At 75.2% G+C, this 20,711-nt stretch carries 18 protein-coding genes; 6 read left to right on the top strand and 12 right to left on the bottom strand.

All coding sequences use genetic code 11. From position 1 onward, the window contains the following. The coding region (locus tag IH44_RS0132880; RefSeq protein ID WP_030463456.1) for an MFS transporter at window positions 1–1,218 on the top strand (1,218 nt) is incomplete at its 5' end. A 144-nt stretch (window positions 1,219–1,362) separates the two neighbouring features. On the opposite strand, the gene IH44_RS46900 is transcribed toward IH44_RS0132880, so the two are convergent. From IH44_RS46900 to IH44_RS0132900, 4 genes are all read right to left on the bottom strand, one after another. Further along, window positions 1,363–1,980: a hypothetical protein gene (locus IH44_RS46900; protein WP_030463457.1), complete on the bottom strand. Its 618-nt coding sequence runs from the start codon at window positions 1,978–1,980 to the stop codon at window positions 1,363–1,365. A gap of 292 nt (window positions 1,981–2,272) precedes the next feature. Then, complete coding sequence (locus IH44_RS41800; protein WP_051817768.1) at window positions 2,273–3,877, bottom strand: SMI1/KNR4 family protein; 1,605 nt, start codon at window positions 3,875–3,877, stop codon at window positions 2,273–2,275. A gap of 60 nt (window positions 3,878–3,937) precedes the next feature. After that, entirely contained in the window at window positions 3,938–4,708 is a 771-nt protein-coding gene (locus IH44_RS0132895; protein WP_030463459.1) for a DapH/DapD/GlmU-related protein, read from the bottom strand. A gap of 108 nt (window positions 4,709–4,816) precedes the next feature. Further along, window positions 4,817–5,581, bottom strand: a complete 765-nt coding sequence (locus IH44_RS0132900) for an enoyl-CoA hydratase family protein (protein ID WP_030463460.1) — start codon at window positions 5,579–5,581, stop codon at window positions 4,817–4,819. 223 nt (window positions 5,582–5,804) lie between these two features. Here IH44_RS0132900 and IH44_RS0132905 point away from each other — a divergent pair, with 223 nt between their 5' ends. Then, on the top strand, window positions 5,805–6,962 hold the full coding sequence (locus IH44_RS0132905) for a glycoside hydrolase family 19 protein (RefSeq protein ID WP_051817770.1): 1,158 nt from the start codon (window positions 5,805–5,807) through the stop codon (window positions 6,960–6,962). Between the two features lie 55 nt (window positions 6,963–7,017). On the opposite strand, the gene IH44_RS0132910 is transcribed toward IH44_RS0132905, so the two are convergent. Next, entirely contained in the window at window positions 7,018–8,268 is a 1,251-nt protein-coding gene (locus IH44_RS0132910; protein ID WP_051817772.1) for an MFS transporter, read from the bottom strand. Between the two features lie 90 nt (window positions 8,269–8,358). On the opposite strand from IH44_RS0132910, the gene IH44_RS0132915 reads away from it, so the two are divergent. Further along, on the top strand, window positions 8,359–9,345 hold the full coding sequence (locus tag IH44_RS0132915) for a helix-turn-helix transcriptional regulator (RefSeq protein WP_035957160.1): 987 nt from the start codon (window positions 8,359–8,361) through the stop codon (window positions 9,343–9,345). 145 nt (window positions 9,346–9,490) lie between these two features. Here the strand turns inward: IH44_RS0132915 and IH44_RS43325 are convergent, their stop codons facing one another. Further along, on the bottom strand, window positions 9,491–10,129 hold the full coding sequence (locus IH44_RS43325) for a hypothetical protein (protein ID WP_051817774.1): 639 nt from the start codon (window positions 10,127–10,129) through the stop codon (window positions 9,491–9,493). Between the two features lie 169 nt (window positions 10,130–10,298). Here IH44_RS43325 and IH44_RS0132925 point away from each other — a divergent pair, with 169 nt between their 5' ends. Beyond that, on the top strand, window positions 10,299–12,587 hold the full coding sequence (locus IH44_RS0132925) for a glycosyl hydrolase family 18 protein (protein WP_030463465.1): 2,289 nt from the start codon (window positions 10,299–10,301) through the stop codon (window positions 12,585–12,587). Between the two features lie 110 nt (window positions 12,588–12,697). On the opposite strand, the gene IH44_RS0132930 is transcribed toward IH44_RS0132925, so the two are convergent. Beyond that, complete coding sequence (locus IH44_RS0132930; RefSeq protein WP_030463466.1) at window positions 12,698–13,882, bottom strand: geranylgeranyl reductase family protein; 1,185 nt, start codon at window positions 13,880–13,882, stop codon at window positions 12,698–12,700. Between the two features lie 255 nt (window positions 13,883–14,137). Between IH44_RS0132930 and IH44_RS0132935 the strand changes: the two genes are divergently transcribed. Then, window positions 14,138–14,668 (top strand): carboxymuconolactone decarboxylase family protein, encoded by a 531-nt coding sequence (locus IH44_RS0132935; RefSeq protein WP_030463467.1) that lies wholly within the window; start codon window positions 14,138–14,140, stop codon window positions 14,666–14,668. Between the two features lie 16 nt (window positions 14,669–14,684). Here IH44_RS0132935 and IH44_RS0132940 read toward each other — a convergent pair whose 3' ends face one another. From IH44_RS0132940 to IH44_RS0132955, 4 genes are all read right to left on the bottom strand, one after another. After that, the gene (locus IH44_RS0132940; RefSeq protein WP_030463468.1) at window positions 14,685–15,050 is read right to left on the bottom strand and encodes a hypothetical protein; all 366 of its coding nucleotides are present in this window, start codon (window positions 15,048–15,050) and stop codon (window positions 14,685–14,687) included. A 171-nt stretch (window positions 15,051–15,221) separates the two neighbouring features. After that, the gene (locus IH44_RS0132945) at window positions 15,222–15,968 is read right to left on the bottom strand and encodes a DUF4184 family protein (protein WP_030463469.1); all 747 of its coding nucleotides are present in this window, start codon (window positions 15,966–15,968) and stop codon (window positions 15,222–15,224) included. Between the two features lie 43 nt (window positions 15,969–16,011). After that, window positions 16,012–17,061 carry an NUDIX hydrolase gene (locus tag IH44_RS0132950; RefSeq protein WP_030463470.1) on the bottom strand — a complete coding sequence of 350 codons (1,050 nt, stop codon included), beginning with the start codon at window positions 17,059–17,061 and terminating at the stop codon, window positions 16,012–16,014. Window positions 17,062–17,245: 184 nt separating this feature from the next. Then, window positions 17,246–18,667 carry an AMP-binding protein gene (locus IH44_RS0132955; RefSeq protein WP_030463471.1) on the bottom strand — a complete coding sequence of 474 codons (1,422 nt, stop codon included), beginning with the start codon at window positions 18,665–18,667 and terminating at the stop codon, window positions 17,246–17,248. 231 nt (window positions 18,668–18,898) lie between these two features. Between IH44_RS0132955 and IH44_RS0132960 the strand changes: the two genes are divergently transcribed. After that, the gene (locus IH44_RS0132960) at window positions 18,899–20,266 is read left to right on the top strand and encodes a S53 family peptidase (protein ID WP_030463472.1); all 1,368 of its coding nucleotides are present in this window, start codon (window positions 18,899–18,901) and stop codon (window positions 20,264–20,266) included. Between the two features lie 72 nt (window positions 20,267–20,338). Here IH44_RS0132960 and IH44_RS0132965 read toward each other — a convergent pair. Next, a partial coding sequence (locus tag IH44_RS0132965) for an electron transfer flavoprotein subunit alpha/FixB family protein (protein ID WP_030463473.1) occupies window positions 20,339–20,711 on the bottom strand: 373 nt, incomplete at its 5' end.

Raw genomic sequence — 20,711 nt, forward strand, 5'->3', positions numbered from 1 at the left:
GCCCTCCCCTCCTCCCCCACCTCCCCGTCCGGCCGACGCTCCTCCTGGTCGGCGGCACGCCTCGCCCTCACTGCCTTCTTCACCGTCGACGGCTTCCTGTTCGCCGCCTGGGTGGTCCGGATCCCGGACGTCCGCGCCCAGGTCGCGGCCTCGCACAGCGCGCTGGGCCTGGCCCTGCTGTGCATCTCGGCCGGCGCGGTCGCCACCATGGCCCTGGTCGGACGGCTGTGCCTGCGGTACGGCTCGCGCCGGGTCACCGTCGCCTCGGTCGCCGTGTTCTCGCTCGCGGTCGCGCTGCCCGCGCACACCCACTCGGTACTCGCGCTCGGCGCGGTGCTGCTGCTGTTCGGCGCCGGCTACGGCGCGGCCAACGTGGCGATGAACAGCGCCGCGGTCGACCTGGTCGCCGAACTCCGACGCCCCGTCATGCCCAGCTTCCACGCGGGCTACAGCCTCGGCGGCCTGCTCGGCGCCGCGGTCGGCGGCCTGCTCGCGGGCCGGATCAGCGCCTCATGGGCGCTGGCCGCGTCCGGCGCGCTCGGCCTGGCCGTGGTCGCACTGGCCGGCACCGCGCTGCTGCGCGCCCCGGCCGCCGCCCGCCCGGCCCCGCGCGAGAGCGCCGCCCCGGCCCCGGCCGGTGCTGCCGCCGCCCGGCTGTCCGGCCACGCCCGGCTGCTGGTCGTCCTGCTCGGCCTGACCGCGCTGTGCACCGCGTACGGCGAGGGCGCGCTCGCCGACTGGGCGACCCTGCACCTGACCGACGACGTGCACGCCAGCACCGCGACGGCCGCCGCCGGGTACGCCGCCTTCGCCTTCGCCATGACCGCGGGCCGGCTCTCCGGCACCTGGCTCTCCGAGCGGCTCGGCCAGACCAGGGTGATGCTGCTGGGCGGCCTGGCCGCCTGCGCGGGCATGGCGACCGCCGCGCTGGCCCCGTCCGTCCCGCTGGTGCTGGCGGGCTTCGTCCTGGTCGGCCTCGGCCTGGCCAACGTCTTCCCGCTGGCGATCGCCCAGGCCGGGGCCACCGCCGGCCCGCAGGGCGTGGCCACCGCCTCCACCCTCGGCTACGCGGGCATGCTGATCGGCCCCCCGGTGATCGGCTTCCTCGCCGACGCCCTCTCGCTGCCCGCCGCGCTGCTCACCGTCGCCGCCAGCTCCGCACTGGCCGGCCTGCTCGCCCTCGCCGTCCGCCGCCACCGCACCGGCCGCCCGGCCTGACGGCTCCGCAGCACCGGCGAACGGCCGCTCGGTCCGACGGCTCCACAGGACCGACGAACGGCGGCCCAGGCGCCCCCACGCGCCCGGGCCGCCGCCGGCGCCGGCCGCTCGCGCGGACGGCGGGTCGTCACGGCCGGCGGGTCGTCACGGCCGGTACAGCTGGGTGATGCTGAGCACCTTGTTCTGGGCGCCGACCTTCACCTCGTACTGGTTGCCGAAGCAGCGGTACGGGGCGGCGGGCTGGGCCTGGTTCAGGCAGGCCTCCTGCGCCTTCATGAAGACGAACAGGTCGACGCTCTTCGTCTTCAGGTTCTCGTCCAGCAGGTAGGTCTTCACGTCGTTGTCGAAGCTGTAGAGCTGGGGGTCGCCCTTCGCCTCCCAGTAGCCGTCGTTGGGGACGTCGGGGCCGCAGACGAACTTGGTGGACTTGGCGCGCATCCACACGTGCGTCAGGTAGGCGTTCTCGGTGGCCTCCACCACCGTCCGCCCGGCCGCGTTGGCCGTGCAGTCAGCGGCGGGAGCGGTGGTCTTTCCGGTGGTACCACCGGTGGCGCCACCGGTGGTGGACTTTCCCCCGCTCGCCGACGGCTTCGGGCTCCCGGAGGCGGCCGGCGCGGCAGCGGTGGCGGAGCCGCCCGCGGAGGCGGTGGCGGCCGGGGCGGAGCCGGACGCGTCGGAGGAGGAGCCCTCCGGGTCGCACGCGGTCAGGGCGAGGGCGGAGGCGGCCAGCACGGCGGCCACGGCGAAACGGTTGAGACGCATGGTGCGAATTCCCCCGTGAACTAGTGGGTGGGTAGGGCGGATCCGGCCGTGTTTCCGTCGGCGCCCCCGCGGCCCGACCTGCACTTCCAAGATCCATCGGACCGACATCCTGCCCGATCCGACAGACCCCACCACGCCGATCCGCCCCGCCCGGTTTCCTCCGTTGCCCAGCTGTGACAGTCGTTGCACCCCGAGCACCCCCCGGCAAACCCCCGCAATCCGCCCACCGGCCGGAACGGACGGCCTGTCAACTCCCGCCCCTCCGACGGCAGGTGCCCGAACGTCCCGCCCGTCAGCCGCCCACCGCCAGCGTCCCGCTGACGTGACACGGCTCACCCTCGGCGGGGGCGAACCGGTCGGCCCACGCCCTGAGTTCCGCCGCGGTGCCCGAGCCGTCCGCGAGCCGGGCGACGGCGAGGGCGGGCGGCAGCGCGCCGCGCTGGAGCAGCTCCGCCCACTGCGCGTCCGTCAGCGCGAGGTACCGCAGCCCGGCCAACTCCCGTAGCACACGCAGGTCTTCGACCGCGCAGCGCGACAGGTCCAGCCACCACAGCGCGGGCAGGGTGCGCAGCGGCGCCAGGTCGAGCGGGGTGTCGCAGGCCAGGTCGAGCGCCCCCAGCCGCGGGTGCCCGGCCAGCGGCGCCAGCCCCTCACCGTCCAGCCCGGCCCGCAGGAACTCCACCGGCAGCGGGCGCAGCGCGCCGAGGCCGGTGACGGTGCGGGAGCGGACCCGGAGCACCCGCAGGCCGGGCGCGGCGGCGAGCGGCGCGAGGTCGAGCGGGCCCTCGTCGGCCTCGCCGACGGCGAGAACCCGCTGCAGGGTGGGCGCGACGGCGGCGGGCAGGCCGGGGCCGAGGACGGAGCGCTCGACGCCCGGCGGACGGACGGATTCGGTGACCTCCAGGCCGGGCGGGTACTCCGGGTCGATCTCCTCGCCGTCCTCGGGGGCGTCCTCGATCTCGTACGCGCCCCGGTCGATCAGGTCCAACCAGGCGGCCAGCAGCGAGGTGACGGAGTCGGCGACGTACAGCGGGCCGTCGTGGAAGTCCCGGCCGCTCTCGATGACCTGGCCGGGGCGGCCGTGCTCGGCCGGGGCGAGGTCGACCGCGTGGTAGTTGCCGTCGTCGGCGGTGGCGAAGGGGATCCAGCCGGGGTGGTTCAGGCAGCGGCGGACGGTGTCGAGCGGCCCGGGCTCGTCCATGACGCGGACCAGGTCCGGCCGGTCGGGATCCGGCCGGTGCGGGTACTGCGCCCAGTGGGCGTGGGCCCGGACCACCTCGTCGAGCGGCAGCCAGCGCAGGTGGCCGAGCCACAGGCCGTTCGCCATGACGTCGCTGCCGTTCGCGGCCAGGTAGAGCGCCCGCAGGTCGTCGGGCAGCCGGTGGCCGAGGCGGCGTTCGGCCTCCTCGATCTGCCCGGGTGTCAGGGGCGGGCCCAACGGCCGCCGGTGGCCGGTGAGTTCGGTGGTCCGCCGCCGGTACTCGGCCAGCAGTGCGACGGCCCGCTCCGGGTCCCCGGCGGGCGGCAGCACGGAGCCGGGCCGGGTGAGGCCGGGCGCGGGGTGGACGTAGTCGGGGTCGAGGACCAGCAGGCGGCCCCGGGTGGCGCGGGGCTCCGGCGTCGCGGTGAGGGTGTACGGCCCGGCCGGGTCGTGCTCCAGGTGCAGCCGGGCGCGCGGCCAGCCGCGCTCGGCGGCGATCGCCGCGGCGAGGGCGTCGAGGTCCTCCGGGTCGGGCCGGAGGCCGTGCCAGTTGCCGTCCGGCAGCGTCCATCTGCCGTGCGTCCCGGGCCCGTAGCGGCTGTCGACCGTCTCCAGGCGCAGTTCCGTCCACCCCTCGGGGGCGCTGCGCGCCAGCCGGGCGAGGATCGCCCGCACGTCCCGTTCCAACCGTTCCACCGTCACGATCCCTTCGCCGTCCGCGTCCGGCCGGGATCGTCGCAGCCCGCGCCGACAGCCCTACGGCGCGGGGGGCCGTTCGGCCTCGCCGGGCAGGCGGAGGTCCCAGCCGACCAGGGCGCGGAGTTGTTCGGCGGTGACGCCGTCGGGGACGGGGCGGGGTGCCTCGTGGCGGATGGGGGGCTGCCAGCCGTCCTCGGGGTTCCAGGTGCGGACCTGGCGGGCGGGGGCGCCGGCCACCACGGCGTAGTCGGGGACCTCGCCGGCGACCACCGAGTTGGCGGCGACCACGACGTTGCGGCCGATCCGGGCGCCGGGGAGGATCACCGCGCCGGTGCCGATCCAGGAGCCGGCGCCGATCGAGACGGGCTCGTTGCGGGGCCACTGCTTGCCGATCGGGAGTTCGGTGTCGCGGTACTCGTGGGCCTGGTCGGTGATGTAGACGTCGGGGCCGGTCCAGACGTCGTCGCCGAGTTCGATCCGCTGGTGGCCGACGATGTGGCTGCCGCGGCCGATGACGCAGCCGCCGCCGATCCGGACGATCGGTTCGGGGCCGAGGTCGAGGCCGGGCAGGAAGCCGGCCGACAGGGTGACGCGTTCGCCGATGATGGAGAACGGGCCGATGGTGATCCAGCGTTCGTTGAAGACGGTGCCGAGCGGGAAGGCGAGCTTGGTGCCGTCGCCGAGCTCCCCGAACCGGTACGGCCCGGGGTTGCGGTTGCTGACCGCGCCGGCGTCCTGCACCCAGCGCCAGCCGCGGTGCACGGCGTGCCCGGCCGCCCGGCGCGACCTCTCGCGGACGGGTCCGAGCAGCCTGCGGACGATCGACATGCGCTCACGGTAGCGGCCGGTGCGCCCCGGCGGCCCGCAACGGGACCAAACTCACACCGGCCGGTAACTTCCGGGCCCGAGGGCCCGGAGCGCGAGGTCAGCGCGAGGTCAGCGCACCCAGCGCGCGGGCCGCTTGGCCAGGAAGGCCCGCATGCCCTCCTGCGCCTCCTCGGAGCCGAACAGCTTGGCCGACAGCGCGACGAGTTCCTCGGTGTGCCGGTCGAAGGACTCCCGGACCTCGGCGTTGGCGAGCAGCTTGGACTCGGCGAGGCCCTGCGGCGAGCAGAGCCGGATGGCGTCCAGGAGGGTGCGCAGTCCGGCGGCGGCGTCGTCGGCGGCCTCGGTGACCAGGCCGATCCGGGCGGCCTCGGCGGAGTCGAAGGTCTCGCCGGTGAGGTAGTAGCGGGCGGCGGCGCGCGGGTCGAGCTTGGGGCGCAGCGGCAGCGAGATGACGGCGGGGGCGAGGCCGAGCCGGGACTCGGTGAAGGCGAAGGTGGAGTCGGGTCCGGCGACGGCGAGGTCGCAGGCGCCGACCAGGCCGAGTCCGCCGGCCCGGACGTGGCCGTCGACCAGGGCGATGACGGGCTTGGGGCAGTCGACGACGGCGCGCTGCAGGGCGACCAGGCCGCGCGGTCCGACGGTGGGGTCGTCGCCGGTGGCCTCGGAGAGGTCGGCGCCGGCGCAGAACACCCGGCCGGTGTGGCCGAGGACGACGGCGCGGACCTCGGGGTCGGCGGCGGCGGCGGCGAGGCCGGCGGTGAGTTCGGCCATCAGCCGGGTGGAGAGGGCGTTGCGGTTGTGCGGGGAGTCGAGTTCGAGGGTGGCGACGGCGTCGGCGGTGGTGGTGCGGACGAGCGGCGCGGGGGTGGTCATCTGGCGTGGCCTGCCTTCCGGCTGAGGGTGGGTCGGACGGGGCGTCGTCTGCACCCTGGCACACCGCGGCCCTACTGGCCAGTACCGGATCTTCGGGGCGCGCTCGGCGCGGGGCTCCGCGCCCCGTCCCCAACTTCCTTAAGGTCTAGACCTATTGACAGTTAACGGACAAATTCGCTTGAGTGCTGGGTACACCGCTCGTTCCCCCACAAGGAGTGGCCGAATGTCCCACACCCGTACCTCCCACCGGCCCGCCCACCGGGCCGGCTCCCGCCGCGGCCGGGTCGCCGCACTGCTGACCGGCGCGCTGGCCGCGACCGGACTGGCCGTCATGGTGCCCACCACCTCGACCGCGGCCGCCGCCTGCACCACCCCGTACTCGGCGACGCAGGTCTACACCGGCGGCATGTCCGCCTCGTACAACGGGCACAACTGGAACGCCAAGTGGTGGACCCAGGGCGAGACGCCGAGCACCGGCGGCTCCGGCGTCTGGGCCGACCAGGGCGCCTGCGGCGGCGGTGGCGGCACCACCACCACCCCGACGCCCAGCCAGGGCACCTGCAACCACCCCACCTGGGTGGCCGGCACCCAGTACGCCACCGGCACGGTGGTCAAGTACGCGCCCAACGGCCAGTACTACATCGCCACCCACGACAACCCGGGCTACGACCCGACCATCTCCACCTGGTACTGGAGCCCGTACACCTGCACCGGCGGCGGCACCACCAGCCCGAGCCCGACCACCACCACCCCCAACCCGGGCGGGTTCGTGGTCTCCGAGGCCCAGTTCAACCAGATGTTCCCGAACCGGAACTCCTTCTACACGTACTCCGGCCTGGTCACCGCGCTGAACGCCTACCCGGCGTTCGCCAACACCGGCTCGGACACCGTGAAGAAGCAGGAGGCGGCGGCGTTCCTCGCCAACATCAGCCACGAGACCGGCGGCCTGGTGTATGTGGTCGAGCAGAACACCGCGAACTACCCGCACTACTGCGACACCACCCAGCCCTACGGCTGCCCGGCCGGCCAGGCCGCGTACTACGGCCGCGGGCCGATCCAGCTCAGCTGGAACTTCAACTACAAGGCGGCCGGCGACGCGCTCGGCATCGACCTGCTGAACAACCCCAACCTGGTGCAGACCGACGCGGCCGTCGCCTGGAAGACCGGCATCTGGTACTGGATGACCCAGAACGGCCCGGGCACCATGACCGCGCACAACGCCATGGTCAACGGCGCCGGCTTCGGCGAGACCATCCGCTCCATCAACGGCTCGCTCGAGTGCAACGGCGGCAACCCCGCCCAGGTGCAGAGCCGGGTCAACGCGTACACCAGCTTCACCTCGATCCTGGGCGTGCCCACCGGCTCCAACCTGAGCTGCTGACGCCCTGAACCCCGGGCCCCCGGCCGACGCGACGTCGGCCGGGGGCCCGGTGCGTTCAGCGCCGCACCAGCGCCGTCATCCCCCAGCCCGCGCCGGCGAACAGCGCCGCCAGCAGCACCCAGCCGGCCGGGCCGTGCGCGATCACCACCGAGGTCATCAGCGCCGGGCCGAGCATCATCGCCACCGACCCGCCGGTGTTGAACACGCCCTGGTAGGCGCCGTGCGCCCCGTCCTTCGCCAGGTCGTAGCTGAGCGCCCAGGCGCCCGCCTGGCTGTACACCTCGCCCAGCGCCTGGCAGGCCACCCCGCCCGCCACCAGCAGCGCCGCCGCCCAGCCGGGCAGCCCGGCGGCCAGGCCCACCACCAGGCAGGACGCGGCCACCAGCAGCGCCCCGCGGCGGAACACCAGGGCCGCGGCCCGCGGCTGCTCGGTGCCCCGGGTGGCCCGCACCTGCAGCACGATCACCAGCGCGGTGTTCACCAGCAGCCCGCCCGCGACCATCCAGCGCGGCGCGGCGGTGTCGCGCACCACCCACAGCGGCAGCCCGACCTCGACCATCACGAACTGCAGGGTGATCACCCCGTTCAGGCCGGTCAGCAGCAGGAACGCCCGGTCGCGCAGCGCCGGGTTCGGCCCGCCCCCGGCCCGCTCGGCACGACCCGCGGCGCGCGGCGTGGCCGGCACCAGCAGCGCGTACAGCACCGCGATCACCCCGAACGAGGCCGCGTCGACCAGCAGCGCCGTCAGGTAGGCGCCCCGGGTGTCCAGTTGCAGGACGGCCGCGGCGCCCAGCGTGCCCACCGCCAGGCCGACGTTGGTGACCGAGCGCAGGTAGGCCCGGCCGGCCACCCGCCCGTCCACCGGCAGCACCTCGGCGAACAGCGCCCCGCGCACCGCCGAGCCGCCCCGGTCGGCGACCGCCACCAGGCAGGCCAGCACCGCGAACACCGCCAGGGCGTGCACCAGCACGTAGGCCGCCGCGCACACCGCCTGCCCGGCCAGCAGCACGACCAGCACCCGCTTGGGCCCGTACCGGTCCGACAGGCGCCCGGCCGGGACGCCCGCCGCCACCCCGCACGCCCCGGCGACCGTCAGCACCAGGCCGACCGTGCCGACGCCGAAGCCCATCACCCGGGTGAAGTACACCACCCCGAGCGTCATCCCCAGGCCGTTGCCGAGGGTGTTGACCAGGGTGATCGCGGACAGCCGGCGCAGCACCGGGTCCTCGGGCAGCAGCCGGGCGAGCCGGGGGCGGGCAGGGGGGAGCGACACGGCCGGATCGGCCGCGGGGTCAGTGGCGGTCATGCCCCGATCAGACCGGGTACGGAGCGCCCGTGGTATTGATTTAGCCCCCGCCTCAATCCCCGGTGCGGGACGGACCACCTGGGGGGCGTCGTGGTACTGCGGTTCCGGCTGGGGCTGGCCGACCTGGCCGCCACCTACTTCGCCTGCTCGCCGCTCCAGGAGACGGTGCTCAGCCTGCGGATGTGGACCCACCCCGGGCAGTACCCGCACGGCGCCGCGTTCGAGGCGATGCGCCCGGCCTTCGAGGCCCTGCCGCAGGCCCCGCTGCTGCGCGCCCTGGTGGCGAGCAACAAGTACGTGCCGGACTTCCTGACCCCCCGCCCCGCCGTCCCGTTCCCGGAGTTCCGGGCCGAACTGGCCGTCGTCCGGGCCTTCGACCCGGCCCGGCTGGCCGGCGAACTGGCCCTGACCTTCCTCCCGCACGACCGGGCGGTGCCGCCGCTGCTCGCCGACCGCGCCGACCGCCCGGCCGCGCTGCTCGCCGAGATCGCCGACGCCCTCCAGGCGTACTGGACGCACGTCCTGGAACCCGGCTGGTGGCCGCAGGCCCGCTCGGTGCTGCACGCCGACATCGTGCACCGCGCCCGGGTGCTGGCCGAACGCGGCGCCGCCGGACTGTTCGCCGACCTCGACCACCGCCTGCACTGGGCGGACGGGGTGCTGACCATCGACCGGGACTGGGGCCACGGCGACCTGGACGTCCCCGTCGACCGGCGCGGCCTGGCCCTGCTGCCGACCTGCTTCGCCCGCGGCGCGCTCACCGCGATCGGCCCGGACCTCACCCCGTCCATCACCTACCTCTCCCGCGGCCAGGGCAACCTGGCCGGCCCGCCCGACCCGCCACCCGCCCCGCGCGCCCTGGAACAGCTGCTCGGCGCCCCCAAGGCCCGCCTGCTCGCCCTGCTGCACGAGCCCACCGCCACCACCGAACTGGCCCGCCGGCTCGGCGTCACCCCCGGCGCCGTCAGCCAGCACCTGGCCGTCCTGCACGCCACCCGCCTGGTCACCCGCGCCCGCCACGGCCGCCTGGTCCTCTACACCCGCAGCCCCCTCGCCGACCAACTCCTCGGCCCCTGAAGGGCCCCGCCGGAGAGCCCCACCAGAGAGCCCCGTCCAGGGGCCCGGGGAACGGCGGGTCGATGCTGCTGGAGGCCGGAGCCCACCGGAAAGCCCAAGCGGCTGGGGGCTGTTGGAACCAGCAACCCCCACCCCGCCGCAGGCCCTAGCAGAACGCCAGCACCGCCCCCGTCTCCACCGAGCAGCGCGCCGCCAGCCGCAGTTGCAGGCAGACGAACGCCTCGGTCCCGTAGCGCCGCCACCCCTCGGCCGCCGGGTCCGGGTCCTCGGCGGCGTCGGTGACCTCCTCGGAGTCCGGGTCGAGGTCCGCGGGCAGGCCCAGGGCCAGGGCGAGCGCCTCGAGTTCGGCCAGCAGCCGCACCGAGGAGCCGAGCAGGCCGCCGCTCAGCTCCGGGTCGGCCAGGACGGGGGCGAAGTCGACCGGCGCGTAGTAGCCCTCGCAGTCCGAGTGGTGGATCAGGTGGTCGAACGGGCCGGGCCGGTCGTCGGGAATGTCCTCGTACGCGGCCCGCAGCACCGGGTCGTCGGTGGCCCGCTCCCCTTCCGCCAGCGGTTCGGGCAGCTGCCCGCCCGCGGCGAGGTGCGCGGCGAGGCGGCGCAGCGTGTGCAGGCCCGAGTAGCCCCAGATCCGGTCGCCGAAGCGCGGTCCGCTCTCCGGTTCCCGCCAGCCCGGCAGCCCTTCGGCCGCCAGTACCCGGGTGATCTCCGCGCACTCCGCGCGGAACCACTCGGCGGTGTCCTCCTCGGCGCCGATCAGCGCGCCCACCATCACATCGAGTCCCATGGCGGTGATCCTGCCAGGCGCCGCCGACAGTCGCGGATCAAGGGGCTGACGTCCCGTCAACCTCCATCCGGTATAGACCTGTTGACGAGTTGGTCCAGTCCACTTACCCTCCTGAGTGCCGCTCCCGGCACCCCTGTACGGAATCCCCCACACCAGACAGGGAGTACCGATGCACGTCCGCTCCAGGCAATGGCTCAGGGCCCGTCTGCTGGCCCTGCTCGCCGCGCTCGCACTGCCACTGGCCCTGCTCGCCGCCACGCCCGCGCACGCCGCGGCCAAACTGACCGCCACCTTCACCAGCGACGACTACGGGTCCTGGTGGAAGGGCACCTTCGTCGTCAAGAACCCCAACGCCACCGCCGTCACCGGGTGGACCCTGGACTTCGACCTGCCGTCCGGCGTCACCATGACCGGCACCTACAACGGCACCTCCACCACCACCGGCAGCCACGTCACCGCGACGAACGCGTACTACAACGCGACGGTGCCCGCGAACGGCTCGACCGAGCCGTACAGCTTCTGGTTCATCGGCAACGGCCCGATCACCGCCCCGCTCAACTGCCGCGTCAACGGCGACAAGTGCGACGGCACCCCGGACGTCCCGCCGACCGCGCCGGGCGCCCCGACCCTGGTCGACGCCACCGCGCACAGCCTCTCGCTGAGCTGGCCGGCCGCGTCCAAGGGCGACTTCCCGGTCGCCTCGTACGACGTGCTGAACGGCTCGGTGATCCTCGGCTCGGCCGCCGGCACCGCCACCACGCTGACCGGCCTGACCCCGGCCACCACCTACGGCCTGACCGTCCGGGCCAAGGACACCCGCGGCAACACCGGCCCGGTCAGCCCGGTGCTGAGCGCCGCCACCGTCGACCCGGCCAGCGACACCGTGCCGCCCACCGCGCCCGGCAACCTGCGCTCCACCGGGGTGACCAGCACCAGCGTCGCGCTGGCCTGGGACGCCGCCACCGACAACAAGCGGGTCGCCGCGTACGACGTCTACCAGGGCGGCAACCTGGTGCAGACCGTCACCGGCACCACCACCGCCGCCACCGTCGGCCAGCTCTCCCCCGCCACCCCGTACGCCTTCACCGTCAAGGCCCGGGACGCCGCCGACAACAGCTCCCCCGCCTCCAACACGCTGAACGCCACCACCGGCGACCTCGCCGGGCCCGGCAAGTACTCCCGGGTCGGCTACTTCGTCCAGTGGGGCATCTACGGCCGCCAGTACTTCGTCAAGAACCTCGACACCTCCGGCAGCGCCGCCAAGCTCGACGTCATCAACTACGCCTTCGAGAACATCGACCCGGTCAACCTGACCTGCCTGGCCGGCGTCACCAAGGGCACCACCGCCGACCCGGAGGACCCCGACCAGGGCACCGGCGCCGGTGACGCCGACGCCGACTACGCCCGCCCGATGAGCGCCGCCCAGTCCGTGGACGGCGTCGCCGACGACGGCTGGTCGCCGCTGCGCGGCAACCTCAACCAGCTCAAGAAGCTGAAGGCGAAGTACCCGAACCTCAAGGTCGTGGTCTCGCTCGGCGGCTGGACGTACTCCAAGTACTTCTCCGACGCGGCCGCCACCGACGCCTCCCGCAAGAAGCTGGTCTCCTCCTGCATCGACATCTGGATCAAGGGCAACCTGCCCGCCTACAACGGCGCGGGCGGCCCCGGCACGGCCGCCGGCATCTTCGACGGCATCGACGTCGACTGGGAGTGGCCCGGCTCCCCGGACGGCCACCCCGGCAACCACTACTCCGCGAACGACAAGCAGAACCTGACCCTGCTGCTGGCCGAGTTCCGCCGCCAGCTCGACGCCCTCGGCGGCTCGCACAAGCTGCTCACCGCCTTCACCCCCGCCGACCCGGCCAAGGTCGGCCAGGGCTGGGACCTCTCGCAGATCTTCCAGTCCCTCGACATCGCCAACGTCCAGGGCTACGACTTCCACGGCTCCGGCAGCGACAACTCGTGGGAGCCCAACCGCACCGGCCAGCAGGCCAACCTGCACACCGACCCCACCGACCCCTACCCGTTCCACTTCTCGATCGAGAACGCCGTCGACACCTACCTGGCGGCCGGCGTCAACCCGCGCAAGCTCACCATCGGCTTCCCGTTCTACGGCCGCGGCTGGCAGAACGTCACCGACGGCGGCGCGCACGGCGCCTGGCAGGCCGCGGGCGGCGCCGCACCCGGCCAGTTCGCCGAGGAGGCCGGCACCCGCGGCTACAACAACCTGATCACCTCGGTGCCCAACCTGACCGTCTACCACGACCCGGTGTCCGTCTCCACCTACGGCTACACCGGCAACGGCGGCCAGTGGTGGACCTTCGACGACGCCTGGTCGATCGGCCAGAAGACCGCCTGGCTCAAGTCCAAGAACCTGCTGGGCGCGATGGTCTGGGAGATGTCCGGCGACACCCCGTCCGGCACCCTGATGAACGCCCTGGACGCGGGCCTGAAGTAACCCCGGGAACGCGGGCGCGGGGCGGCCCCCCGAATCCCAACCCCCCGCGCCCGTCCGCACGGCCCGCCCGGGAGGCAGCCCTCCCGGGCGGGTCCGCGTCCGACCCGCTCCTACTGCCGCCCGGCGACCGACGCCAGCTTCCGCGCCGCCCGGTGGTCCCGCATCAGCTGCGCGAACGTGGTGTGCCCCTGGGTGGTCCGGGCGAACGCCCGCCACGCCGGGTTGATCAGCGACACCGCCGCGTGGAACAGGTACGGGCGCTTCTCGAACGAGGCCAGCATCACCTTCCCGGCCCGCATCTCCACGCCCAGCCCGGCCTTGACCGCGAACGCGTAGTTCAGCGCCTGCCGCCGCACGTCCGCCGCGCCGCCCGCCTCGGCCACCTGCACCGCCCACTCCCCGGCCAGCCGGCCCGAGCGCAGCGCGTACGAGATGCCCTCCCGGGTCCACGGCTCCAGCAGCCCGGCCGCGTCGCCCGCGACCAGCACCCGGCCGCGCGACAGCGGCGAGTCCTCGGCCCGGCAGCGCGTCAGGTGCCCGGACTCCACCAGCGGTTCGAACCCGGACAGGCCCAGGCGGCGGATGTACGCCGCCAGGTACTCCTTGGTCCTCTCGCCCTCGCCGCGCGCCGAGATCACCCCGACGGTCAGCGTCCCCGAGTCGGTCTTCGGGAACACCCAGCCGTAACTGCCCGGCAGCGGGCCCCAGTCCAGGTGGATCCGGCCCGCCCAGTACCGCGACACCGACTCCGGCACCGGGATCTCCGCCTCCAGGCCCAGGTCGATCTGGTCGAAGGTCACGCCGACGTGCCGGCCGATCCGGCTGGCCGAGCCGTCCGCGCCGACCACCGCCCGCGCCTCCACCTTCCGGCCGTCCGCCAGCGTCACGAACACCGTCCGGCTGTCGCCGCCGCGCTGCTCCACGCCGGTCGCGGTCACGCCCGTCACCAGCACCGCCCCGGCCTGCTCGGCCGCCTGCACCAGGCGCAGGTCGAACTCGTCCCGGTTGACCACGCCGAACAGCATCCGCTTCGAGCGCCGGGTCCGGGTCCACCTGCCGTTCAGCGCGAAGGTCACCGCCGAAATGCGGTCCTGCAGCGGCAGTTTGAAGTCCTCCGGCAGCGAGTCCCGGGACGGCCCGATGATGCCGCCGCCGCAGGTCTTGTACCGGGGGTGCTCGGCCTTGTCGAGCAGCAGCACCCGCCGCCCGCGCGAGGCCGCCGCGTACGCCGCCGACGAACCGGCCGGACCGGCGCCGACCACCACGACGTCCCACACCCCGTCCGGCAGCGCCACCGCCCCCGCCTCCCGCCCGTCGTCCTGCGGGCCGGTGCCCGCTGCCTCCTCCGACACCCCGTCACCGGCGTCGTCGGCGGGGGCCGCGACCGGCTCGACGGGGTCCAGGTCCTTGGTGCTACCGGTGTCAGTCACGGTCGCCCATCCTAATCTGCCCGCCCCCCGCCACGGCCATGCCCCGCCCTTCCCGCACCGGCTCCGCTTTCCCAGGTCAAGGGCTTGCCAAGCCCGCGCCGAACCGCTTCAGTGGCCCCCATGCCCCACATCGCACTGCCCACCGACGCCCCCGGCATCCGGGGCCTGCTCGCCGCCAAACCCTCCTCCGGCCTGCGCCTGAGCGAACTCGCCGAGCAACTCCTGCGCGGCGACTCCCCGCTGGAGGTCGGCGACCGCGAGCTGATCGCCGCCTACGTCTCCGCCCTCAACCGCACCCGCTACTGCGCCGGCGCCCACGGCGCCACCGCCGCCCACCGCCTCGGCGGCGACTTCGCCCTGGTCGAAGCCGTCCAGACCGACCTCGCCACCGCCCCCGTCACCGACCTCCAGCGCGCCCTGCTGCAGCTGGCCGGCAAGGTCGCCGAGAGCGGACTGTCCGTCACCCCCGAGGACGTCGCCGCCGCGAAGGCCGCCGGCGCCGACGACGAGGCCGTCCACGACACCGTCCTGATCGCCGCCGCCTTCTGCATGTACAACCGCTACGTCGACGGCCTCGCCGCCCTCACCCCCGACGACCCCGCCGCCTACCGCGCCATCGGCGCCCACCTCGCCGCCAACGGCTACCTCTGACGGCCCCGGCCGGGGGTCAGAACTCGGCCGGGAAGGCGTCCGGCTGCGGCCGCGAGGTGAACCGCACCTCCATCCGCACCGGCCGCTCCGCCTGCGGCAGCCGCAGCCGCACCCGGCTGCGCCGGCGGCCGTGGGCGGCCGTGGGCGGCTTCGCCACCAGTGCACCGGCCTGCTCCGGCGGCACCGCGGCCAGGGCCTCCTCCGGCTCGCCCGTCGGCCGCGGTCCGCGCAGCACGGACACCGACCGGTCGGTGACCGCGAGGTAGGAGGTGTGCGTCAGCACCACGGCCGTCGGCCCGAGCAGGCCCTGGACCAGCGGGTGCGGCCCGCCGGTGCCCGGCACGACCAGGCGCGGCCGCTCGGCCGGGTCGGGCCGCAGCACCGCCCGCCGGACTCCCGAGGCCGGTTCCGGCAACCGGTCCGCCGCACCCGCCGTGCTCGCCGTGCTCGCCGTGCCCGCCGTCGCGGCCGTTCCCCCTGCTTCGTACGCGCCCCCTCCGGGCCCGGAGGCCGACCCCGCCCACCGCGCCTCCGACGGTCCGGTCGACTCAGGTCAACTCCGGTCGGCGGAAGGCCGGTTCGACCCGGTTCCGGGGGTTTCCGGCTGCTCTCCGCGCCGGACTCCGGCCAGCCCGAGGACTGCCGCGCCGACCGCCAGGCCCGCGCCCGCGCCGAAGCAGGCCTCGTCGACCACGCCCCGCTCGCCGCGCAGGACCCGCTCCGCCGCCCCCGCGAGGGTGGCGGCGGCCAGCAGCGCGGCGGTGCCCCGGCGGCTCTCCCGCCAGGGGCCGGCGTACCGGGCGAGCACGCCCAGGCCGAGCAGCGACGTCCCGTACTGCAGGGCGGTGTGCAGCGGGACGCCCGCGACCTCGCGCTCCAGCACCGGCAGGGCCCGGACGCCGGCCCGGCCGTGGTGGGTGAAGGAGTCCCAGACCAGGTGGGTGGCCGCGCCCGCGGCCAACGCCCCGGCGGCCAGCAGGAGTTCGCCGGGGGCCGGGCGCCGCTCGGGGGCCACCGCGTTCCACCGGCCGGGCACCGCGACCCGCAGCGGCTCGCGCCACAGGCCGTACCAGCCGGCCACCAGCCCGGCCCCGACCGCGACGTCCAGGGTGGGGGCGGCCCACCAGCGGTGCGTCAACCCGCCGTGCCGGTAGACCCCCCGGACGAGGGACTCCGCGAAGAACGGCACGTCGGGCGCCAGCGAGCCGGCGACGAGTCCGGCGGCGACCAGCGCGCCCTTGCGCTTCGCGGCCCGCAGGCCGGGCAGGACGGCGGCGGCATGGCTCAGGGTGAACGGCATCCCCCCATCCTGCCCCGGGGAGCCACCCCGCGGACCACCCGCCCTACCGCGCGGACGCCGCCCCCGTCGCGGCGGGCCGCCCGCCCTCCAGGTAGCGCAGTTCGCCGACCGCCCGGGCCTCCAGCGCGGCGGCCAGCCGCCGCATCCGCCCGGCGGGCAGCATCTCGGCGGCCTCCCGCAGGGTGGCGAAGTGCCAGTCGCGCAGTTCCCCGGCGGGCAGCCGCAGCCGCAGCACCTGGGAGGGGCCGAGCCGTCCGCCGTCGTAGACCAGGCGCAGGCCGCCGCGTCCGCGTCCGGCGCCGGGCTCCCAGTCGACGGCGAGCAGCCGCAGTTCCTCCGGGTGCAGCCGCAGGCCGAGTTCCTCGGCGACCTCCCGGACGCCGGCCGCGGTGGGCGCCTCGCCGCACTCGACGACGCCGCCGGGGAACTCCCAGTGCGGCTTGTACGCGGGGTCGACCAGCAGCACCCGGTCCCGGTCGTCGAAGAGCAGCACCGCCGCGGCGACGGTGTCCCCGGCGCCGCCCTCGCTGCGCACGATCGGGCAGCGCGCGGCGCCGCTGCGCACCAGGTCGGCGATCCGCTCGGCGGTCTGCCGGGGCGTCAGCACCCCGTTGTCGACCATCCGGGCGTCCCCGGCCAGCCAGCCGCGGGCGGTGAGGTAGGCGGGCAGCGCCTCGCGGGCGCGGCGGCGCAGCCGGGCGGTGGCCTCCGGGTCCCCGGGGACGTCCTCGCGGGTGGCGATCCGGGCCCGCAGGATCGTCTCGACCGGGTCGAGGACGACGTGGTGGACCGGGATGCCGCGCCCGGCCAGCGAGCCGAAGACCTCGTCGCGGTGCTCCTGGCGCAGCAGCGTGGCGGGGACCAGGACCGGCCCGTCGGCCTCGGCGGCCAGCGCGGCGGCGGTCTCGGCGGCCAGGTGCCGCCAGGCGGGCGAGTCCTGGAGTTCGCCCGGCCCGTGGTCGGGCCGGGCGGCCCGCAGGACCGGCCCGAGGGTGTCAGGGTCGAACAGCACGCTCCCCGGCAGCAGTCCGACCAACTCCCGGCAGGCGCTCGTCTTGCCCGCCCCGAACGCCCCATTGACCCAGACGATCACAGCATCCCCTGCCCCTCCGTGGCACCGGCCCGGCCGTGCGCCGGGCAGCGCGGGGCACCGGCCCCCACGCCACCCCAGTGGTACCCACTCCCCGCCCTCCTGAAAGGACGGCCCGCGAACCGGCCCCCGAACCGGTCGGCGCACCGGCCCGCGAACCGCCCCGCCGGCCGCCCCGCCGCCGGGGTTACCCCGCGCCGTCCAGGAGTTGCTTCTTGAGCACCTTGCCCATCGCGTTGCGCGGCAGGTCCTCGACCAGGACCACCCGGCGGGGCCGCTTGTGGACGGACAGCCGCCGCGCGACGAAGTCGACGAGCTCCCGTTCCCCGACGCCCGCGCCGTCCGCCGCGACCACGTACGCGACCACGGCCTGGCCGAGGTCCGGGTCGGGGGCGCCGACCACGGCGGCGTCGGCGACGCCGGGGTGGTCGCGCAGCGCGGCCTCGACCTCGCCGGCGCCGATCCGGTAGCCGCCGCTCTTGATCAGGTCGACGGAGGCCCGGCCGACGATCCGGTGGAAGCCGTCGGGTCCGATCACGGCGACGTCCCCGGTGCGGAACCAGCCGTCGGCGGTCCAGGACGCGGTGGTGGCCTCGGGCCGTCCGAGGTAGCCGTCGAACAACGTGGGTCCCTGGAGCTGGAGTTCGCCGACGCTCTCGCCGTCGGCGGGCACCGGCCGCCCGTCCTCCCCGGCCAGCCGGGTCCGCACGCCGGGCAGCGGCACGCCGACCGCGCCGGGGCGGCGCTCGCCGTCGGCCCGGGTGGCGACGGTGATCAGCGTCTCGGTCATGCCGTACCGCTCGGCGGGGGCCTGCCCGGTGAGTTCCCGCAGCCGTTCGAAGACCGGGACGGGCAGCGGCGCGCTGCCGGACACCAGCAGCCGGGCGGCGGCCAGTTCACGGGCGGCGGCCGGGTCGGCGGCGATCCGCGACCACACGGTGGGGACGCCGAAGTACAGGCTGCCGCGGGCGGCCGCGTACCCGGCGGGGGTGGGCCGGCCGGTGTGCACGAGGCGGCTGCCGGTGCGCAGCGCGCCGAGCACGCCGAGCACCAGGCCGTGCACGTGGAACAGCGGCAGGCCGTGGACGAGGGTGTCCTCGGCGTCCCACTGCCAGGCCCCGGCGAGCGCGTCGAGCCCGGCGGCGACCGCCCGGTGCGCGATCAGCGCGCCCTTGGGGGCGCCGGTGGTGCCGGAGGTGTACAGCACGAACGCGGTCCGGTCGGCGTCCTCGGCGGCGGGGCGCCAGGTGCCGGACGGACGGTCCGTCAGCGACACCGGAAGTGCCGTCAACTGCGCCGCGTCGTCCGGTAGTTCGGTGCCGGCCAGCAGGGTGGCGCCGCTGTCGCGCAGGATGTGCGCGCGCTCCACCGGCCCGGAGTCGGGCGGCACCGGCACCACCGGCACGCCCGCGAGCAGGCCGCCGGCCACGGCCGCGACGGTCTCGGCGGTGGGCCGGGCCAGGACGGCGAGGCCGGGCGCCCCGGCGGCGCGTTCGGCCACCGCCCCGGCCGCGCCGAGCAGTTGTTCCCAGGACAGGGCGGTCCCGTCCACCACCACGGCGTCCGCCCGGTCCCCGTACCCGCCGTCGAGTGCTGTCAGCAGTCCCATGCCGCCCGACTCTACGAGGCCGGGCCGCCCGCCCGCAGCAGGGCCCGGCCGACCGCCCGGAGCTGCGGCGTTACCGAACCCCTCCGTTCCCTTTACCGAATCCGGTGGCCGACCGGGGCCATCGGGGCGGCCCGCCCGGACTATGGAAGGGCCCGTCGGCTGCCGATGGGATAGGGGCCGCCCCGGCCGGACCCGGCTCGGGCCCCTTCTCATCGAGGAGTCTCCTTGGGCATGCACCCCGCCACCGCGGGCACCCGACGCTCCACCGCGCTGCGGGCCGCCGCGCTGCTCGCCGTCGGGGCCACCGCCCTGACCGGTGCGACCGCAACCGCCCGGTCCGCCGCGCACCTCCCGGCGACGTTCAAGCTGCGCCCCGCCTCGGCCGGGCAGATCGACGCGGTCGGCCGGGTCGCGCCGATATCGACCTCGGACTGCGTGACGCAGATCGGCATCCACTGCTACTCGCCGCTGCAGTACCGCACCGCCTACCACCTGGACCCGCTGTACCGGCAGGGCGTGACCGGCAAGGGCCGCACCATCGTGATCGTGGACTCGTTCGGCTCGCCGACGATCCAGCACGACCTGGAGACCTTCGACAAGCAGTGGGGCATCCCGGACACCCAGGTCGAGGTGGTCAAGTGGGGGAACGTCCCGGTGTTCGACCCGACCAACGCCGACCACACCGGCTGGGCCGGCGAGACCACCCTGGACGTCGAGTACGCGCACGCGATCGCCCCGGACGCGCACATCGTGCTGGTGGAGACCGGTGTCGCCGAGACCGAGGGCGTCACCGGCCTGCCGGAGATGATGGACGCCGAGAAGGCCGTCATCAAGTCGCACGACGTGGACGTGATCTCGCAGAGCTTCGGCGCCACCGAGAACACCTTCCCGGGCTACGACAAGGGCGACTTCAAGTCGATCGAGAAGCTCCGCTACGCCTTCAAGTACGCGGCCGCCCGGGACGTCACGGTGCTCGGCGCGTCCGGCGACAACGGCGCCACCGACGCGATGGAGAACGGCAGCGACCTGTACCCGTACAAGGTCAACTCCTGGCCGTCCTCGGACCCGCTGGTCACCTCGGTCGGCGGCACCCAGCTGACCCTGGACAACGACGGCAACCGCACCGCCCCGGACAAGGTCTGGCACGACGACTACGGCGCGGCGGGCGGCGGCGTCTCCGGCGTCTTCGAACGCCCCTGGTACCAGACCGCCGTGGCGAACGTGACCGGCAACCACCGCGGCACCCCCGACATCTCGATGAGCGCGGCGGTGGACGGCGCGGCCTGGACGTACGAGTCGTACGACCCGACCCGGGTCGGCTGGCACCTGGTCGGCGGCACCAGCGAGGCGACCCCGGTCTTCTCCGGCGTCGTCGCGCTGGCCGCCCAGCTCGCGGGCCACCGCCTGGGCCAGCTCAACCCCCGCCTGTACGGCCTGGCCCTGCTGCCCTCCCAGCTCAGCGGCATCACCGACGTCACCGCGGGCGACAACTCCTGGGACACCGTGACGGGTTACCAGGCCACCAAGGGCTACGACCTGGCCTCCGGCCTCGGCACCGTCGACGCCGACCGCTTCGTGCGCTCCCTCGCGGGCCGCTGACAGCACGACGGCGCGGCTCCCGGAGACCCCGGGAGCCGCGCCGTCGGCCGTTTCCGACCAGGTCCGGTCAGGTCAGCCCTTGCGGGCCTTGACCTCGCCGGTGAGCTGGGGGAGGACGGTGAAGAGGTCGCCGACGACGCCGTAGTCGACGAGTTCGAAGATGGGGGCTTCGGGGTCCTTGTTGACGGCGACGATAGTCTTGCTGGTCTGCATGCCGGCGCGGTGCTGGATGGCGCCGGAGATGCCGGCGGCGACGTAGAGCTGGGGGGAGACCTGCTTGCCGGTCTGGCCGACCTGGCTGCTGTGGGCGTCGACGGCGGCGCGGGAGGCGCCGACGGCAGCACCGAGGGCGTCGGCGAGGTCCTCGACGACGGAGAAGCCGTCGGCGGCGCCGACGCCGCGGCCGCCGGAGACCACGATGGCGGCCTCGGTCAGCTCGGGGCGG

The organism is Kitasatospora sp. NRRL B-11411 (assembly GCF_000721345.1).
Taxonomy (GTDB): domain Bacteria; phylum Actinomycetota; class Actinomycetes; order Streptomycetales; family Streptomycetaceae; genus Kitasatospora; species Kitasatospora cineracea.

Excerpts from the sequence above, each read along its gene's own strand:
- IH44_RS0132935 (WP_030463467.1), top strand. The coding sequence starts at position 14,138 with ATGCCCCACATCGCACTGCCCACCGACGCCCCCGGCATCCGGGGCCTG.
- IH44_RS0132925 (WP_030463465.1), top strand. The coding sequence starts at position 10,299 with ATGCACGTCCGCTCCAGGCAATGGCTCAGGGCCCGTCTGCTGGCCCTG.
- IH44_RS0132895 (WP_030463459.1), bottom strand. The coding sequence starts at position 4,708 with ATGTCGATCGTCCGCAGGCTGCTCGGACCCGTCCGCGAGAGGTCGCGC.
- IH44_RS43325 (WP_051817774.1), bottom strand. The coding sequence starts at position 10,129 with ATGGGACTCGATGTGATGGTGGGCGCGCTGATCGGCGCCGAGGAGGAC.
- IH44_RS0132900 (WP_030463460.1), bottom strand. The coding sequence starts at position 5,581 with ATGACCACCCCCGCGCCGCTCGTCCGCACCACCACCGCCGACGCCGTC.
- IH44_RS0132955 (WP_030463471.1), bottom strand. The coding sequence starts at position 18,667 with ATGGGACTGCTGACAGCACTCGACGGCGGGTACGGGGACCGGGCGGAC.
- IH44_RS0132910 (WP_051817772.1), bottom strand. The coding sequence starts at position 8,268 with ATGACCGCCACTGACCCCGCGGCCGATCCGGCCGTGTCGCTCCCCCCT.
- IH44_RS46900 (WP_030463457.1), bottom strand. The coding sequence starts at position 1,980 with ATGCGTCTCAACCGTTTCGCCGTGGCCGCCGTGCTGGCCGCCTCCGCC.
- IH44_RS0132905 (WP_051817770.1), top strand. The coding sequence starts at position 5,805 with ATGTCCCACACCCGTACCTCCCACCGGCCCGCCCACCGGGCCGGCTCC.
- IH44_RS0132945 (WP_030463469.1), bottom strand. The coding sequence starts at position 15,968 with ATGCCGTTCACCCTGAGCCATGCCGCCGCCGTCCTGCCCGGCCTGCGG.
- IH44_RS0132960 (WP_030463472.1), top strand. The coding sequence starts at position 18,899 with ATGCACCCCGCCACCGCGGGCACCCGACGCTCCACCGCGCTGCGGGCC.